Annotated in this window: 14 protein-coding genes; 10 read left to right on the top strand and 4 right to left on the bottom strand. The window is 73.5% G+C overall.

Features of this window, described 5'->3' with window-relative positions; genetic code table 11:
- The first annotated feature begins 136 nt into the window (after window positions 1-136).
- Entirely contained in the window at window positions 137-1,696 is a 1,560-nt protein-coding gene (locus ACFY3I_RS32920; RefSeq protein ID WP_390864695.1) for a Na+/H+ antiporter, read from the top strand.
- 25 nt (window positions 1,697-1,721) lie between these two features.
- Here ACFY3I_RS32920 and ACFY3I_RS32915 read toward each other — a convergent pair whose 3' ends face one another.
- Window positions 1,722-3,134, bottom strand: coding sequence for a hypothetical protein (locus ACFY3I_RS32915; RefSeq protein ID WP_390864694.1), 1,413 nt, complete (start codon window positions 3,132-3,134; stop codon window positions 1,722-1,724).
- Between the two features lie 321 nt (window positions 3,135-3,455).
- Between ACFY3I_RS32915 and ACFY3I_RS32910 the strand changes: the two genes are divergently transcribed.
- From ACFY3I_RS32910 to ACFY3I_RS32900, 3 genes are all read left to right on the top strand, one after another.
- The gene (locus ACFY3I_RS32910; protein WP_390864692.1) at window positions 3,456-3,593 is read left to right on the top strand and encodes a hypothetical protein; all 138 of its coding nucleotides are present in this window, start codon (window positions 3,456-3,458) and stop codon (window positions 3,591-3,593) included.
- Window positions 3,594-4,483: 890 nt separating this feature from the next.
- Window positions 4,484-6,439, top strand: coding sequence for an amino acid transporter (locus tag ACFY3I_RS32905; RefSeq protein ID WP_390864691.1), 1,956 nt, complete (start codon window positions 4,484-4,486; stop codon window positions 6,437-6,439).
- Between the two features lie 113 nt (window positions 6,440-6,552).
- Window positions 6,553-7,074, top strand: coding sequence for a hypothetical protein (locus ACFY3I_RS32900; protein ID WP_365284985.1), 522 nt, complete (start codon window positions 6,553-6,555; stop codon window positions 7,072-7,074).
- Between the two features lie 12 nt (window positions 7,075-7,086).
- On the opposite strand, the gene ACFY3I_RS32895 is transcribed toward ACFY3I_RS32900, so the two are convergent.
- A complete protein-coding gene (locus ACFY3I_RS32895) occupies window positions 7,087-7,683 on the bottom strand; it encodes a DUF6461 domain-containing protein (protein WP_390864690.1) in 597 nt (198 codons plus the stop codon).
- A gap of 89 nt (window positions 7,684-7,772) precedes the next feature.
- On the opposite strand from ACFY3I_RS32895, the gene ACFY3I_RS32890 reads away from it, so the two are divergent.
- Window positions 7,773-8,168, top strand: a complete 396-nt coding sequence (locus tag ACFY3I_RS32890; protein ID WP_365284981.1) for a helix-turn-helix transcriptional regulator — start codon at window positions 7,773-7,775, stop codon at window positions 8,166-8,168.
- A gap of 6 nt (window positions 8,169-8,174) precedes the next feature.
- Here ACFY3I_RS32890 and ACFY3I_RS32885 read toward each other — a convergent pair whose 3' ends face one another.
- Window positions 8,175-9,656, bottom strand: a complete 1,482-nt coding sequence (locus tag ACFY3I_RS32885; protein ID WP_390864689.1) for a PucR family transcriptional regulator — start codon at window positions 9,654-9,656, stop codon at window positions 8,175-8,177.
- 185 nt (window positions 9,657-9,841) lie between these two features.
- On the opposite strand from ACFY3I_RS32885, the gene ACFY3I_RS32880 reads away from it, so the two are divergent.
- Together ACFY3I_RS32880 and ACFY3I_RS32875 are read left to right on the top strand one after the other, a co-directional pair.
- Window positions 9,842-10,666 (top strand): FAD binding domain-containing protein, encoded by an 825-nt coding sequence (locus tag ACFY3I_RS32880; protein ID WP_390864688.1) that lies wholly within the window; start codon window positions 9,842-9,844, stop codon window positions 10,664-10,666.
- Window positions 10,663-13,404 (top strand): molybdopterin-dependent oxidoreductase, encoded by a 2,742-nt coding sequence (locus tag ACFY3I_RS32875; RefSeq protein WP_390864687.1) that lies wholly within the window; start codon window positions 10,663-10,665, stop codon window positions 13,402-13,404. The genes ACFY3I_RS32880 and ACFY3I_RS32875 overlap by 4 nt, the downstream gene beginning before the upstream one ends.
- Here ACFY3I_RS32875 and ACFY3I_RS32870 read toward each other — a convergent pair.
- Window positions 13,319-13,807, bottom strand: coding sequence for a molybdopterin-dependent oxidoreductase (locus ACFY3I_RS32870; protein ID WP_390864686.1), 489 nt, complete (start codon window positions 13,805-13,807; stop codon window positions 13,319-13,321). The two genes, ACFY3I_RS32875 and ACFY3I_RS32870, sit on opposite strands and share 86 nt — an antisense overlap.
- 215 nt (window positions 13,808-14,022) lie before the next feature.
- Here ACFY3I_RS32870 and modA point away from each other — a divergent pair, with 215 nt between their 5' ends.
- The 3 genes from modA to ACFY3I_RS32855 are packed head-to-tail and all read left to right on the top strand — an operon-like array spanning window position 14,023 to window position 17,002.
- Entirely contained in the window at window positions 14,023-14,856 is an 834-nt protein-coding gene (gene modA / locus ACFY3I_RS32865) for a molybdate ABC transporter substrate-binding protein (RefSeq protein ID WP_365284971.1), read from the top strand.
- A complete protein-coding gene (gene modB, locus ACFY3I_RS32860) occupies window positions 14,853-15,701 on the top strand; it encodes a molybdate ABC transporter permease subunit (RefSeq protein WP_365284969.1) in 849 nt (282 codons plus the stop codon). The genes modA and modB overlap by 4 nt, the downstream gene beginning before the upstream one ends.
- Window positions 15,698-17,002 carry an ABC transporter ATP-binding protein gene (locus ACFY3I_RS32855; RefSeq protein WP_390864685.1) on the top strand — a complete coding sequence of 435 codons (1,305 nt, stop codon included), beginning with the start codon at window positions 15,698-15,700 and terminating at the stop codon, window positions 17,000-17,002. The genes modB and ACFY3I_RS32855 overlap by 4 nt, the downstream gene beginning before the upstream one ends.
- The last annotated feature ends 37 nt before the right edge of the window (window positions 17,003-17,039 follow it).

Here is a 17,039-nt window from a genome sequence, read left to right as displayed (position 1 = left end):
ACGCGTCTCTGGCGCCGCTGACGAGGACGTTGACACTGTCTTGACGGCCCCTGGCCGGATAGGGTGAAGGCGGTGTGCCGGGAAGTCTGGTCGGCGGGGAGTCACAGGGGCTCCCGTGGAGCCCCAGGGGGACGGCATGCGCAGCGTGGGTACGGTTCTGGCACTCGTGGTACTGGCCACGGTGGTGGCGACGTTCGCCCGCCGGTGGCGGATCCCCGCCCCCTCCCTCCTCGTCGTCGCGGGCCTCGCGGTGGCCCTGCTGCCGGGCACCCCGGAGATCCGGATCAGCCCGGAGGTCATCGGTCTCGTCGTCCTCCCGCCGCTGCTCTACGCCAGCGCCGAGGAACTGTCCTGGCGCGAGCTGCGAGCGGTCTGGAAACCGGTCGGGGTGCTCGCGGTCGGCCTGGTGCTGGCCTCCGCGGCGGCCGTCGGCGCGGTCGCCTCGATGGTCACGCCGCTGTCCTGGCAGATGGCACTGGTGCTGGGCGCGATCCTGGCCAGCACCGACCCGGTCGCGGTGACCGCGCTCGGCCGCCGGCTCGCGCTGCCGCCGAAGGTGCAGATGCTGGTCCAGGCGGAGAGCCTCTTCAACGACGCGACCTCCCTGGTTCTCTACCGGGTCGCGGTGAGCGTCGCGGTGGCCTCGGCGGCCGCGGACTGGGGGGCCGCGGGGGGCGAGTTCCTGCTGCTCGCGGGCGGCGGCACGCTGATCGGCGCGGCCGTCGCCGGTGTGGTCGCGCTGATCAGACGGCGCACCGAGGACCCGGTACTGGAGACGGTGATATCGCTGGTCACCCCGTACACGGCCTACGTCCTGGCGGAGGCCGCGCACACCTCCGGTGTCACCTCGGTGGTCGTGGCGGGCGTGGTCCTGGGCGGCCGCGGCGACCGGCTCACCAACGCAGGTATCAGGCTGCAGCTGCACGCGGTGTACGGCACGGTGGTCTTCCTGCTGGAGAGCGTGGTGTTCAGCCTGATCGGGCTGGCGCTGCCCGCCCAGGTGCGGGCCCTGTCCGACGGCGACCGGGCGTGGCCGCTGTACGCGCTGGCGGTGGCCGGCACGCTGATCGCGGTGCGGCTGCTGTGGCTGGCGCCGCTGTCCGCGGTGGTGCAGCGCAAGGGCGGCATCCAGCGGCCGAACTGGCGGGTGCCGGTGGTGCTGACCTGGGCCGGCACCCGGGGCGTGGTGCCGCTGGCGGCCGCGCTGTCGATCCCGGTGGTGGCGCAGGACGGCTCGGCGCTGACCGAGCGCCCGCTGGTCCTGGTCCTGACCACCTCGGTCGTGGTCGTCACCCTCGTCGTGCAGGGCTTCTCCCTCGCCTCCGTGGTACGCCGCTCCGGGATAGCCCTGGAGCCCGACCACACCGAGCGCGAGGAGGCCACGGCGCGCTGTCGGCTGGCGGACGCGGGCATCCGGCGCCTGGACGAGCTGTCCGAGCTGGAGGCCGTGCCCGAGGTGGTCGTCGACCGGCTCAGGCGCGGCCTCAACGCCCGCCTCGACGACGCCCACGACCGGCTGACCGACAGCACGGCCGAGTCGGCCGACCTGGTCTACCGGCAGCTGCGGCGGGACCTGATCGCGGTGGAGGCGGCGGAGCTGCGACGGCTGTACGACGAGCACACGATCAGCGACACGACCAGGAGACGGCTCCAGCGGTCCCTGGACCTGGAGGAGGCGCGGCTGGCGGACGCGTAGGGCGTGTCCGGGCAGGGGCCGGTGCTCAGCGGAACTCCGCCAGCCGGGGCCGCAGCCCCAGCCCGGTGAGCGCCATCGCGAGCAGCAACAGCCCACAGGCCCAGGGCAGTCGGCCGGTCAGCTCGCCCCGCCCCGCGGCCACCGACTCGTCGAAGTGGGCGCGGTTGATGTCGGTCACCCGGTCCAGCGCGGCCATCCACGCCCCGAAGTGCGCGTTGGACGTGCCCGCCTCCCAGCCCATGCAGAACTCCACCGCCTGTTCGTCCTCGCCGGCGGCGAGCAGCGCGCGGATCTTCCGGTCGTCGCGCTCGTAGACGGCGTACGCGTCGACCGACTTCTCCGCCGCGGCCCGTTCTCCGGGAAAGGTGATGTTGTCCAGTTCCCGCCGGAACTCCCCGGTGAACCGCGGGTCGGTGGCGTCGGCCCGGTAGTCCCGCCAGGTGGCGGCGAGCCCGGCGTCGTACGTCGAGAGCGTGGCGCCCCGGATGCCGTACAGCTCCTGGGACTTGGCGAGGAAGGCGTCCGCGTACCGGGTGCGGCGCCCGGGGTCGAGGAGGAAGCGGCTCTCGTCGGCGTTGGCGTCGTAGGCGGTCGCCCGGGCGCGGGAGAGGGCGACGACGGAGTCGAAGGCGTCATGCCGGGCCACCTTCAGATGCGTGGCCGAGGAGGAGAGGAGCTGGGTGCCGAGGACGACGGCGGCCAGCGTGCACACGGTGGCCGCCAGGACGCCGGGATTGAGGATCCGGCGGAAGCGGCGCGCCAGATACATCTGCAGGACACCGAGGACGGCGAGGAGCGGCAGGCCGAGCGCGAGGACGGCGGCGAGCTGGGCGTTGAGCGCCGAACGGGCCGTCGCGTAGCGGGAGTCGAAGGCCGAGTCGTTGGCGGAGACGAGCCTGCGCGCGTCCGGCAGCAGGTGGCCGCGCAACAGGTCGGTGGCGTCGCGGTAGTCGGTGAGCGCGTCCGGCTTGCCGCCGGTCCTGCGGTCGTTCTCCAGGGCGCGGCCGATGAGCTCCTGGTACTCGGCGAAGTCGTCGGTGATCGACTCGACGGTCTTCTCCTCGGTCCGGTCCCCCTGGGCGGCGGCGGACAGAGTGCGCAGGTCGTGCCCGATCTCGCGGCGGGCGTCTCCGTACAGGGTGACGGCCTTGGCGTGCGGGACGGCCAGTCCGCCCGTTCCGCCGTCCCCGCTGGAGAGCAGGATGTTGGCGGCCTGGGCGTCCATGTCGTTCAGGGCCAGTTCGAGGTCGGCGGCGCTGGTGGTGCGGGGGGCGTCGCGGCCCGCGACGGCGTCCCAGGTGCCGTTCGCGGCCGCTCCGGCCACGAGGAGCAGGATCCCCAGGGCACCGGCGAGCAGGACCGTGGCCGCGCGCAGAAGGCGCAGCCGTGCCGGAACGGTCGACCGGAAACGGCGGCGTCGAGCGGCCCGCGCGGCCACGCTCCTCTCCCCCGGGCGCCGCTCGTGCGGCTCCGGGGCCGGTACGGGCGGGACGACCGTGGTCGGCCGTGGCTCTTCGACAGCCTCCACCGGAGGTATGTGTGGTGCGCCGGCCGCGATGGTCACGGTCCCCTCCCAGGTCCCCGCCACGGACGGTCGCCCGTCCCCCGTACCGATCAGTCTGCGACCGGATCCGGCCACGGGCGGTCGGCCTTGATGCGCCCCTGACGACCCTTCAGGCAGGTTTGACGGGACCTTGACGGCGTAGGCACACCGCCCGTACGGGATCCGTTCGAAATCCCTGCCCGCTCACCCTGCGCGGTGTCCGCCGCACGCCCTGGCCGCCGCACGACCTCGTCGCCGCACGCCCGCGTCGAACCGGCCGCCGCGGCGCCGGAGGACCGCACGGTCAGACGGCTCAGCAGGCTCGCCGACCTGCTGGTCGGCCGCGCCGCTTGAACGTCCATCTCCTGGCGCGCAGTTGACACACGGCCGAGCAGGCCCGCGGCAAGGAGGCCGGCCACGGTGCCCGAAGGCCGGTCGGAGCCGGCACCGTCCCGTGGTCCGACGGGGGGCAGGGCGACTCCCCTGCCCCCCGTCGCCGTCCCCCTCCCCGCGGCCGCGCTGCCCGGTCGGCCGGCGCCACCGAACGAACCGGACCGAGGCCCGTCCTCCCCGCGGCGTCGCCGGGCCGGCCGGCCGGCGGACGGCACGGCGACGCGGGCACGCCAGCGAACGAGCCCGCCACGCATCCCGCCCTGACGAGCCGCCGGGCCGCCCACCGGGAACCCGGTCCCGCCGTCGGCGAGCGTGCCGCGGCCACCGGCGTCGGCCGGTGGTGGGCCGGCCGCCCCGCGCCTCCGGGCGTGAGCGCCGCCTCGTGCGCCGGACACGTCGTCCTGCGCGGAGCCAGGCAAGCGCTGACACCCGGGGATCCGGCGCCGCCGGCCCGGCGCCCGGACCGACGCTCCCGCCGGCTTCCCGCGCACGGTCACGTCCCCGCCTGGAACTGTCAGGTCCACGACCGTTCCAGTCCTCTGCCGGCCTGGACCGCGCGGTTACGAGCGGGCGCGCGGCAGGGCGCCCTCCCGGATGACGCTCGGTGTCCGGCACCCCGCACCCGCCCGCCGTCCCCCGTACAGCCGAACGCCTCCTCGTGGCCCGCACGGCGTCCTTTCTTGACGCCGCGACGCCGCTGCCAGGCGATTCTTAACGCAAGCTTGACGCCCAGGGCCCACTGATCCGTGGGCCCACGCGTCACTCTCTGCATACGCTGGTGCCGCCGTCCGCGTGATGGCCGGAATCGAACTGCCCCGCACTCAGCGCGCCGGACACCAGGAGCCCGACCCATGGCCACGACCGAACACCCCCCTCCCGGTCGCCTGCGCGCCTGGATGCTCGAGGGGCTGTCCGACATGGGCAGGAGCGGCGGCCACACGGGACCCCACGCGCAGCCGGAGGCCGCCCACAAGGGCCAGCGCTGGTGGCGGGTGATGTGCCTGACCGGTGTGGACTACTTTTCGACCCTCGGGTACCAGCCCGGTATCGCGGCCCTCGCGGCCGGGCTGCTGTCCCCGATCGCGACCATCGTGCTGGTCGTCGTCACCCTGGCCGGCGCGCTGCCGGTGTACCGGCGCGTCGCCGCGGAGAGCCCGCACGGCGAGGGCTCCATCGCCATGCTGGAGCGGCTGCTCTCGTTCTGGCAGGGCAAGCTCTTCGTGCTCACCCTGCTGGGCTTCGCAGCCACCGACTTCCTGATCACCATCACCCTGTCGGCCGCCGACGCCTCCACGCACCTGGTCGAGAACCCGCACCTGACGGACTTCCTCCAGGGCAAGCAGATGATCATCACGCTGATCCTGGTGGCGCTGCTGGGCGCGGTCTTCCTCAAGGGCTTCCTGGAGGCCATCGGCGTCGCGGTCGCCCTGGTCGGCATCTACCTCGCGCTGAACGTCGTCGTCGTGGTCGTCGGGATCTACCACGTCATCACCGCCGAGCACGTGATCACCGACTGGACCAGCGCCCTCACCACCGAACACGGCAACGTGTTCGTCATGATCGGCGTGGCCCTGATCGTCTTCCCCAAACTGGCGCTCGGCCTGTCCGGCTTCGAGACCGGCGTCGCGGTCATGCCGCACGTCCAGGGCGACCCGGGCGACACCGAGGAGCGGCCCACCGGCCGGATCCGGGACACCAGGAAGCTGCTGACCACGGCGGCCCTGATCATGAGCTGCTTCCTGATCGCGACCAGCTTCATCACCACGCTGCTGATCCCGGAGAAGGAGTTCAGGTCCGGCGGCGACGCCAACGGCCGTGCGCTCGCCTATCTGGCGCACGAGTACCTCGGCAACGCCTTCGGCACCGTGTACGACGTCTCGACCATCTGCATCCTGTGGTTCGCCGGCGCCTCCGCGATGGCCGGCCTGCTCAACCTGATGCCGCGCTACCTGCCCCGCTACGGCATGGCCCCGCACTGGGCGCGTGCCGTGCGCCCGATGGTCATCGTCTTCACCCTGATCGCCTTCCTGGTCACCTGGATCTTCGACGCCGACGTGGACGCGCAGGGCGGCGCGTACGCCACCGGTGTGCTGGTGCTGATCAGCTCCGCGGCGATCGCGGTGACCATCGCCGCCCGCAAGGCCGGGCAGCGGAACTGGACCGTCGCGTTCGCGGTCATCTCCGCCGTGTTCCTGTACACGACGGTCGTGAACGTCATCGAGCGCCCGGACGGCGTGAAGATCGGTGCCTGCTTCATCGTCGGCATCATCCTGGTCTCGCTGCTGTCCCGGCTGGCCCGCGCCTTCGAGCTGCGCGTGACGAGCGTGACGCTCGACGACATGGCCGAGCGGTTCATCAGGGACATGGCCAGCCGGAAGATGCGGTTCATCGCCAACGAGCCGGACGCCCGCGACAAGGCCGAGTACCGGGACAAGATCGAGCAGATCCGGGCCGACAACGACATGCCGGAGCAGGAGGACTTCGTCTTCGTCGAGGTCACGGTCACCGACCCCTCCGAGTTCGAGGCGGGCCTGATGGTGCGCGGCGAGGTCCTGCACGGCCGCTACCGCGTCCTGACCCTGGAGTCCGCGTCCATCCCGAACGCCCTGGCGGCGCTGCTGCTGCACGTCCGCGACGAGACCGGCTGCATCCCGCACATCTACTTCGAGTGGACCGAGGGCGGTCCGTTCGCCAACTTCCTGCGCTTCTTCCTCTTCGGCCAGGGCGAGGTCGCCCCGGTCACCCGGGAGGTGCTGCGCGAGGCGGAGCCGGACCGCACCCGGCGGCCGCGCGTCCACACGGGCTGAGCCGGGCAGGCGGCGGCCGCCGTCGTAAGAATCCCGTCAATAACCGCTCGGTACGCATAAGAAGGCCGTCAGCCGCCGTCCCCCGACGGCCGGCGGCACCTACCGTCGGCCGCATGAAGGACACGAGACGCGGGGGCCGGGCGGCCGGTGACCGCACCTGGCGCGGCAGCGCACGCCTCGCCGTCGGCTGTGCCCTCGGCTTCGGCGGCCTCACCTTCGCCGTGGACTGGGACGCGGGCACCCTGACTCCGCCGCGCGCCCTGCTCTGGGGCTTCCTGTCCGCGGCCATCCTCGTCATGCTGCTCCCGGCCCGGGTCACCGCGGGCCCCGGCTGGCTGACCACCCGCGGGCCCCTGCGCCGCCGTACCGTGCGCACCGACCGCCTCGTCTACGTCGGGCAGTACGGGGACGTCTCCGCCCACCTGGTGCTGCGCGACACCGCGGGCAACCGGCTGGAGCTCGACCCGAACGTCCTGCACGCGAACCCGCTGCTCTGGCACCAGTTGGACACCGGCGTGCGCCGCTCCCTGGACCGCGGCACCCTGTGCCGGGGCGGCGAGGTGCTCGCGCGGCTGGGGCACGAGATCGACGACACCAACGCGCTCGCGGTGCTCAGGGCCTCCGGCCTGACCTGACCGCCGCGCCGTTCACTCCTGGGGCAGGGCGCGCAGCCTGCCGCTCCAGCGCTCGCCGCCGACGGTGGCGGGGTCGGTGAGAGAGATGCCGAAGGCGTTCTCCAGCAGCGTCAGCACGCTGTCCGGCGGCGCCGTCTCGCCGCGGACCAGACCCAGCGGCCGCATGGTGGCGTCGAGCCGTGCCGGGTCGTATCCGATCGGGTCGATCGCGTGCAGGGTGTGGAAGTCCACGAGGACGTCACCGTCGGCCGCGTACTTGAACCAGTGCATCGGCTTCTCGTTGTAGTGGACCACGACGGCCTCGGTCCCCGCCGAGACCGCGCCCAGGACCCGCTCGTCGAGCCCGTGCAGGCCGCCCAGCTCCCAGGCCCATGTCCACGGGCCGTCCACCCCGGTCATGACGACGGGTTCGTCCCCGTCGTAGAGGTCGTCACCGAGGTCGTCGGCGAGCGCGGCGCCCGTACCGCGCGGCGCCAGGGTCCCGGGGTCTGCTCCCATGCGGGTCAGCAGTTCCTCGGGGGCCACGTCCCGCGCGAAGGTCAGCGTGTAGATCGGGATGTCCTGGTCCCGGAACAGGTCCAGGCCCCGGCTCGCTCCTGTGGTCGTCATACGGCGGATGCTGCCACACCCACGCCGTCCGGCCCGAACCGGTGGACACCGGGTCCGCGGGCCCCGCCGGGCGGCCCTATCGTGACCCCATGCAGTCCTACACGATCGGCCAGGCGGCGCGGCTGCTCGGCGTCAGCCCGGACACCGCCCGCCGCTGGGCCGACGCCGGCCGGATGACCACCCGTCGCGACGAGGGCGGCCGGCGGCTGATCGACGGCACGGACCTCGCCGCGTTCTCCGTCGAACTGGCCAGGGCCGGCACCGTCGAGGAGGACGCCCCCTACACCTCGGTCCGCAACGCCTTCCCCGGCATCGTCACCGCGATCAAGCTCGGGGACGTCGCCGCCCAGGTCGAGATCCAGGCCGGCCCGCACCGCCTGGTCTCCCTGCTCACCCGGGAGGCCGTCGAGGAACTGGGCCTTGAGGTGGGCATGGAGGCCACCGCCCGGGTGAAGTCGACGAACGTGCACATCGACCGCGTCTGACCGCCGTCACCGGCACAGCAGCGCCGCCCACAGGTCCAGCCGGTCGCCGAGCCGGGACAGGTCCCGTCCGGTGAAGTGCTCCACCCGTTGCATCCGGTAGTGCACGGTGTTGACGTGCAGGTGCAGGGCCTCGGCGGTGCGCGCCCAGGAACCGTCGCAGGCCAGGAAGGTCTCCAGGGTGGTCAAGAGCATGGCGGAGGTGGTGCGTCCGCCGGTCAGCAGCGGGCCGAGCACGGTCCGGCTGTAGGCCGCGCGGACGTCGGCCGGCACTCCGGTGAGCAGCGCGGCGAGGCTGCTGAGCCCGGTGGCGTCGACCAGAGTCGAGGCCTGCGGGCTGGTCCCCCGGGCGGCGGTGAACGCGTACCGGGCCTGCGCCAGCGCCGCGGCCAGTCCGCCGGGCCCGTCGGCCGCCGCCCCGGTCCCGCCCTGCAGTGGTACGCCGGGTTCGCAGCCGGCGACCAGCGCCCACACGTCCTCCGGTACCGCGTCCCCGGTGGGCAGGACGGCGAAGGCGAGTCCGTCCGGCAGCCGGCCCACCGCCGCCGCGGGCGCCAGTTGGCCGGCGACCTCCGTCAGGGCCCCCTCGGCGAGTCCCGGCCGGCCCGCCCCGGTGTCGGCGACGAGCACCCGGTAGGGCCCGTCGGCGGGCAGCCCGCACTCTCGAATCGCGGCGGGCAGGGCCTCCGCCGCCGCTCCCGGCACGGTCAGCAGCGCGCCCAGTTCGTCGGCGGCCTGGTGCTCGGCGGCCCGCCGCCGGACCGCGGCCTCCTGGCAGCGCCCGAGCGCGGCGGCCACCTCGTGCAGCATCCCGGCCGGCGCGCCGTCCGGGTCCGGCAGGTAGAGCAGCCAGCGCTCGTAGGGCGAGACGCCGTCCGCGGCCACCGACACGGTCACCCCGCGCCCGTCCGCGACCAGCGCCGCCGCCTCCCGGGCCGGAACGGGCCCGGCGCCCGCCGTGGCGGCGACGGTCCGGCCGGACTGCGTGAACACCTGGGCGGCGATCCGGTCCAGATGCGCGAAGGCGGCCGCCAGGACGTCCCCGGGCCCGGCCTCCCGCGCCAGCAGCCGGCTCAGCCGCACCCGCGTGTTCTCCGGCAGCGCCTGCCGGCGGCTGAGCTCACCCCACCGGCGCAGGTACACGGTGTCCGTGATGGCCCGGAACATGATGTGCGCCGGCACCCCGGCGAGCGGGACCCGGTGCCGGGCGCACGCCTCCACCAGTTCCCCGGGCACGCTCCCGTGGGTCTCCTCGCCCGCGAACAGCGCGGCGGCCCCGGCCTCGCTCAGGCCCGACACGAAGCGCTCCGCCTTGCCCGGCGCCCACCACACCAGTCCGCTGAGCACCACCTCGCCGGGGCGCACGAAACGCGCCGGGTCCTCCAGGTCCGTGACCGTGACCCCGCTGATCTCCCGCGCCAGCAGGGCGTCCTGCGCCCACAGCGGGCGCAGCCCGAGGGAGACGTCCGTCAGGAGGTGTTCGACGTGCATGTGCTCAGACTCCTCGCGCCGACCTCGCATTCACCAGGTGAGTACGAGTTACGGCATCGTAAATGCAAGTCTGCCCGGACGGAACGCCTCTTGGTGGATCATCCAGGACCGGCCCGGCCGGGCTCGTTTTTTCCGTGCCCGGCACCAGTCGTGCCGGGCGGCCGCGCGTTGCTTCACTGACCGGCATGGACCTGAACACGGTGATGGAGATCCGGGACGCCCGGAACCCGGCGCCCTGGCGCCCCGGGGACGCCTGGCTGGGCGGCGGGACCTACCTCTTCTCCGAGCCCCAGCCGCACCTGCGCCGCCTGGTCGACCTCGGCCGCACCGGCTGGCGGCCCTTCGCCCGCACCCCGGACGGTTCCCTGGAGATCGCCGCCACCTGCACCGTCGCCCGGCTGTCCCGGTCCGCGGCCGCCATGACGGTCCCCGCCGCCCCCCTCTTCGAACAGTGCTGCCGGGCCTTCCTGGCCTCCTTCAAGATCTGGAACACGGCCACGGTGGGCGGCAACCTCTGCAACGCCCTCCCGGCCGGCCCGATGATCTCGCTCACCGCCGCGCTCGACGGGCGCTGCCTGCTGATCGCCCAGGACGGCTCACGGCGCCGGGTCCCCGTCACCGCCTTCGTGACCGGTGCGGGCCGCAAGGACCTGGCCGAGGGCGAACTGCTCCGCTCGGTCACGCTGCCGGCCGGGAGCCTGGACTGCCGTACGGCGTTCCGGCAGGCCTCCCTCTACGGCCTGGGCCGCTCCGGCGTCCTGGTGATCGGCGTCCTCGACCCCGCCGACGGCTCGTTCGCGCTCACGGTCACCGCGTCGACGGTGCGGCCGGTGCGCCTGTGGTTCCCGCTGCCGCCCACGGCCGGGGCGCTGCGCACGGCGATCGGGTCCGCGGTCGCCGAGGACGAGTGGTCCGACGACATCCACGGTCTGCCCGAGTGGCGGCGCCACATGACGTTCCGGCTGGCGGAGGAGATCCGCCGCGAACTGCGCGACCGGGGAGAGCGATGAGGATCGAGGTCAACGGGCGGTCCCACGAGGCGGAGCCGCGTCCCGGCCAGTGTCTGCGTACCTACCTGCGCGAGCGCGGCTGGTTCGGGGTGAAGAAGGGCTGCGACGCCGGCGACTGCGGTGCCTGTACCGTCCACGTGGACGGCGAGCCTGTGCACAGCTGCGTGTACCCGGCCTTCCGGGCCGACGGCCGTACGGTCACCACCGTCGAGGGTTTGGCCTCCCCCGAGGGCGAACTCCACCCCGTGCAGCAGCGGTTCCTGGACGCCCAGGGCTTCCAGTGCGGGTTCTGCACCGCGGGCTTCCTGATGACGACCGCCGCCCTGTCCGAGGACCAACTCGGCGATCTGCCCAGGGCGTTCAAGGGCAACCTGTGCCGGTGCACCGGCTACCGCGCCATCGAGGACGCGGTACGCGGGGTCAGGCACGTCGAGGAACCGTCACCCGGCGAGTCCGTCGGCCGCAACCTGCCCGCCCCCGCCGGACCGCAGGTCGTCACCGGCACCGCCCGCTACACCTTCGACATCGACGTGCCCGGCCTGCTCCACATGAAGCTGCTGCGCTCCCCGCACGCCCACGCCCGGATCACGGCGATCGACACCTCGGCCGCGCTCCGCGTCCCCGGCGTCCACGCGGTCCTCACCCACCACGACGCCCCCGAGCGGCACTACTCCACGGCCCGCCACGAGCACCCCGAGGAGGACCCGGCCGACACCCGCCTCCTCGACGACACGGTCCGCCACGTCGGCCAGCGGGTGGCGGCGGTCGTCGCGGACAGCGAGGCCGCGGCGGAGGAGGGCTGCCGCCGCGTCGAGGTGACGTACGAGGTCCTGCCCGCCGTCCTGGACCCGGAGGAGGCGATGCGCCCCGGCGCTCCGGTGGTCCACGACAAGGACCCCTCCGCCGCCCGGATCTCCCGTCCGCGGGCGAACGTCGTCGGCGAGGCGCACGGCGAGATCGGGGACGTCGAGGCCGGGTTCGCCGCGGCCGACCTCGTGTACGAGGAGACCTTCCGCACCCAGCGGGTCCAGCACGCCAGCCTGGAGACGCACGGCGCGGTCGCCTGGCTCGACGAGGACGGCCGGCTCACCGTCCGCACCAGCTCGCAGACCCCGTTCCTGACCCGCCGCGCCCTGTGCGCCCTCTTCGACCTGCCCGAGGACCGGGTCAGGGTGGTCGCGGGCCGGGTCGGCGGCGGCTTCGGCGGCAAGCAGGAGATGCTGGTCGAGGACATCGTGGCGCTGGCCGTCCTGCGACTGCGCCGCCCGGTGAAGCTGGAGTACACCCGCGCCGAGCAGTTCCACGGCGCGACCACCCGGCACCCCTTCACCGTGCGTGTGAAGGCGGGCGCCCGCCGGGACGGCACCCTCACCGCCCTCCAGCTGGAAGTGGTCTCCAACACCGGGGCGTACGGCAATCACGGTCCGGCGGTGATGTTCCACAGCGTCGGCGAGTCGACGGCGATGTACCGTGCCGCGCACAAGAAGGTCGACGCCTACTCCGTCTACACCCGCACCGTCCCGGCGGGCGCCTTCCGCGGCTACGGCCTCGGCCAGGTCCTGTTCGCCGTCGAGTCCGCCCTGGACGAGCTGGCCCGCCGACTGGGCCTGGACCCGGTCGGTTTCAAGGCGCGCAACATGATCGGGCCGGGCGACGCGATGCTCACCCCCGGCGGCCACGAGGAGGACCTGCACATCGCGAGCTACGGGCTCGACCAGTGTCTGTCCGTCGTGCGCCGGGCGCGGGCGCAACCCTGCCCGCGGGAGGCCCCGGACGGCTGGCTGGTCGGCGAGGGCACGGCGCTGTCGATGATCGCCACCGGCCCGCCGGGCGGTCACATCGCCGACGCCAGGGCGGCCGTCCTCCCCGACGGCAGCTTCGATCTGGCCGTCGGCACGGCCGAGTTCGGCAACGGCACCACGACCGTGCACCGGCAGATCGCGGCCGGCGAACTCGCCACCACCGTCGACCGGATCACGATCCGTCAGTCCGACACGGACGTCGTACGGCACGACACGGGCGCGTTCGCCTCCACCGGCACGGTGGTCGCGGGCAAGGCCACCCTGCTTGCGGCCCGCGCCCTCGCCGATCTGCTCCTGGACTTCACGGCGGCCCGGCTGCGGGTGCCGCGCGCGGACTGCCGGCTCGCACCGGAGGCCGTCCTGTATCCGGGCGGGCGGCTCGGGCTCAAGGAGCTGTACGCCGCCGTCCGCGCGGTCGGCGTCGAGCTGACCGCCGACGGCCACTTCGGCGGCACCCCGCGCTCGGTCGCCTTCAACGCACAGTGGTTCCGGGTGGCCGTCGACCCCGGCACGGGCGAGATCCGTATCCTGCGCAGCGTGCACGCGGCCGACGCGGGCAAGGTGATGAACCCGATGCAGTGCCGGGGCCAGGTCGAGGGCGGGGTCGCGCAGGCGCTCGGCGCCGCGCTCTTCGAGCACGTACGGCTGGACGCGCGCGGCGCGGTCGAGACGGCGGCCTTCCGCCGCTACCGGCTCCCGCAGTACGCGGACGTCCCGCGCACCGAGGTGCACTTCATGGAGACCGCCGACGCCATCGGCCCGCTGGGCGCCAAGTCGATGAGCGAGAGCCCGTTCAACCCGGTCGCCCCGGCGTTGGCCAACGCGCTGCGGGACGCGACGGGCGTGCGCTTCACGGAGCTGCCGCTGACGCGCGACCGGGTGTGGCGGGCGCTGGACGCCGTACGCCGTACGCCCCGTCCACCCGTATCTCCGTGATACCGCTGATGTGCCGGGCCCCGCAGCGGTCCTGCGGCAGGACCAGCTGAGGGCCCGCCAGGTCCAGCGGGGTGCCGTCGATGCTGACGCCGAGCAGGACGGGCGCGTGGCCGAAGTCCGGGTCGATCTCCGCCCAGGAGAGCAGCGTGTGGTGCCCGTCGGCGCCGGTGACCGCGATCAGGAAACGCAGCCGGTCCTTGCGCCGGGCGGGGTCGAAGTGCGGGCCCGCGGCGCTGAGTACGTCGTACAGCAGGGGGCCGGAGAAGTCGTGGCGCTGCACGCCGCTGGTGGCGCACTCGAAGCTGACCCGCACCCGGTGCTGGGGCCGGCCCAGGAGGTCGGACACGGTCAGCCGGGACGGCCGTGCCAGGTCCCCGGTGAGGTCGAGTTCGGCGAGCGTCATGTGCGGCCTCCTCCCGGATGACGGTACCCACGGCAGGCCTCCGTACAAACGCACATGCCAGCTCCACGTCATAAGTGTGCAGCTCATGCGATGTGACAGAAGACTTACGGCTGGCAGGTGCGGCAGTATCATCGCGTGGCGGCCGATGAAGATGGACAGGTCGCACCAGGGCGCGACAGCTTTTTTTCATCCGGATTCAGAGGAGTTCACTCGTGATGACCCGTTCCGCGCGCCGGACCCGGCGGACCCTTCAGGTGGCCGGTGCCTCGGTGGCGGCCCTGCTTGCCCTGAGCGCCTGCTCCTCCTCGTCCTCCGACGACGACTCGTCGGCGAAGACGAAGTCGGACACCTCGTCCTCCGCGTCGCCCAAGTTGTCCGGCTCGATCACCGTGTTCGCGGCGGCCTCCCTCAAGGAGAGCTTCACGACACTGAAGGCGGACTTCGAGAAGGCCAACCCGGGCACCAAGGTCGACTTCAGCTTCGGCGGCAGCGACACCCTCGCCGCGCAGATCACCAGCGGTGCCCCCGCCGACGTCTTCGCCGCCGCCAGCCCCAAGACGATGGCGATCGTGACGGACAAGAAGGACACCGCCACCACCCCGGCCACCTTCGTCCGCAACCAGCTGGAGATCGCCACCCTGCCGGGCAACCCCGACAAGGTCGCCTCGCTCAAGGACCTCACCAAGTCCTCGCTGAAGGTGGTCCTCTGCGACAAGACGGTGCCGTGCGGCGCCGCCGCGCAGAAGGCGCTGGACGCGAGCAAGCTCAAGCTGACCCCGGTCTCCTACGAGGAGGACGTGAAGTCGGCCCTCAACAAGGTGGTCCTGAAGGAGGCCGACGCCGCGGTCGTCTACAAGACCGATGTGAAGGCCGCGGGTGACAAGGTGGAGGGCGTGGAGTTCCCCGAGTCCGCCGACGCCATCAACGACTACCCGATCGCCCTGCTGAAGGACGCCCCGAACCCGGCGGTGGCCAAGGCGTTCATCGCACTTGTGCAGTCCCCCGAGGGCCAGCAGGTCCTGAACCAGGCCGGGTTCCTCAAGCCGTGACGAAGGTCGACGAGCCGGGCGCCGGGGCCGCCGCCGTCACGGGCGGCTCACGGCGCCGGCGTGTCCGCTCGGCCGTGCCGCTACCGCTCCTCCTCCCCGGAGCGGTGGCGCTGGTCTTCCTCCTGCTGCCGCTGCTCGCCCTCCTCGTCCGCGCCCCCTGGGGCAGCCTCCCGTCGCTGCTGACCAGCACGGAGGTGTGGCAGGCCCTCCAGCTGTCGCTGCTCAGCGCGACCGCGGCGACGGCCGTGAGCCTGGTCCTGGGGGTTCCGCTGGCGTGGCTCCTGGCCCGCACCGAGTTCCGAGGACGGGGCCTGGTACGGGCGCTGGTGACCCTCCCCCTGGTCCTCCCTCCGGTGGTCGGCGGCGTGGCCCTGCTCCTGGCCCTCGGCCGCAACGGGATCGTCGGGCAGTGGCTGGACTCCTGGTTCGGGATCACGCTGCCGTTCACCACGACCGCGGTGGTGATCGCGGAGTCGTTCGTGGCCATGCCCTTCCTGGTGATCAGCGTCGAGGGCACGCTGCGGGCGGCCGACCCGCGGTTCGAGGAGGCGGCGACGACGCTGGGCGCGTCCCGCTTCACGGCGTTCCGCAGGGTCACGCTGCCGCTCATCGCCCCCGGCATCGCGGCCGGTTCGGTCCTTGCCTGGGCCCGCGCGCTCGGCGAGTTCGGTGCGACGATCACGTTCGCCGGCAACTTCCCGGGCCGCACCCAGACCATGCCGCTCGCGGTGTACCTGGCCCTCCAGAACGACCCCGACGCGGCGATCGCCCTCAGCCTGGTGCTGCTGGCCGTCTCGATCGCCGTACTCGCAGGACTACGCGACCGCTGGATGACCGCCTCATGACCACCCCCGACCCCACCGGACCGCCCCACACCCCACGCGCGACCACCGACGGCGCGCAACCACGCCACACCACACCCGCGGCCGCCGACGGCGCACGACCCCCGCAGGGGCCCGCCGCACCTGCCCCTGATGCCCGCGCGGGTGGTGCGGGCGGGAAACACATCCCGGCCGGAGGCCGGGCAGCCCCCACCCACCCGCACCCAGCCCCACACCCGCACTCCCCCCACGCGCTCGACGCGCTCGACGCCCTCGACGCCCTCGACGCCCACCTGATCGTCACCCGCCCCGCGTTCCACCTGGACATCACCCTCACCGCCGCCCCCGGCGAGGTCGTCGCCCTCCTCGGCCCCAACGGCGCCGGGAAGACCACCGCGCTCCGCGCCCTGGCCGGACTCACCCCCCTCACCGCCGGCCATCTCCGCCTGGACGGCGAGGAGTTGGACCGCACACCGCCCGAGTCCCGCCCCGTCGGAGTCGTCTTCCAGGACTACCTCCTCTTCCCCCACCTCACCGCCCTGGACAACGTCGCCTTCGGCCCCCGCTGCCATGGCGCGACGAAGGCCGAGGCCCGCGCCCAGGCGGCCGCGTGGCTGGACCGCATGGGCCTCGCCGACCACACCGGCGCCAAGCCCCGCCGCCTCTCCGGCGGCCAGGCCCAGCGCGTCGCACTGGCCCGCGCCCTGGCCACCCGCCCCCGCCTGCTGCTCCTGGACGAGCCCCTCGCCGCCCTCGACGCCCGCACCCGCCTCGACGTGCGTTCCCAGCTCCGCCGCCATCTGGCCGAGTTCGAGGCCGTGGCGGTCCTGGTCACCCACGACCCGCTGGACGCCATGGTGCTGGCCGACCGGCTGATCGTCATCGAGCACGGACGGATCGTCCAGCAGGGCACCCCCGCGGACATCGCCCGCCACCCCCGCACCGACTACATCGCCCACCTGGTCGGCCTCAACCTCTACCGCGGCCGGGCCGAGACCGAGGCCGGGGGCCACCTGGTCCGGCTGGACTCCGGCGCCGTCGTCGCCACCACCGAGCACCTCACCGGTGACGCCTTCGTCGCGTTCCCGCCGAGCGCCGTCACCCTGTTCCGGGACCGCCCCACCGGGGCCAGCGCCCGCAACGTCTGGCGCTGCGAGGTGGCCGGTCTGGAGATCCACGGCGACCGGATCCGCGCCGACCTGACCGGCGAGCTTCCCCTGGCCGCCGACCTCACCACGGTCGCGGTCGCGGAACTGGACCTGCGTCCGGGCGCCCCGGTCTGGGCGACGGTGAAGGCGACACAGACCCACGCCTACCCGGCGTAGCACCACATGCGGGAGGCCCCGCCGAAGCGGGGCCTCC

This window comes from Streptomyces sp. NPDC001068, assembly GCF_042897315.1.
Classification (GTDB): Bacteria; Actinomycetota; Actinomycetes; order Streptomycetales; family Streptomycetaceae; genus Streptomyces.
The sequence above is the reverse complement of the archived record's forward strand: the minus strand, read 5'-3'. Positions and strand labels throughout refer to the sequence as shown.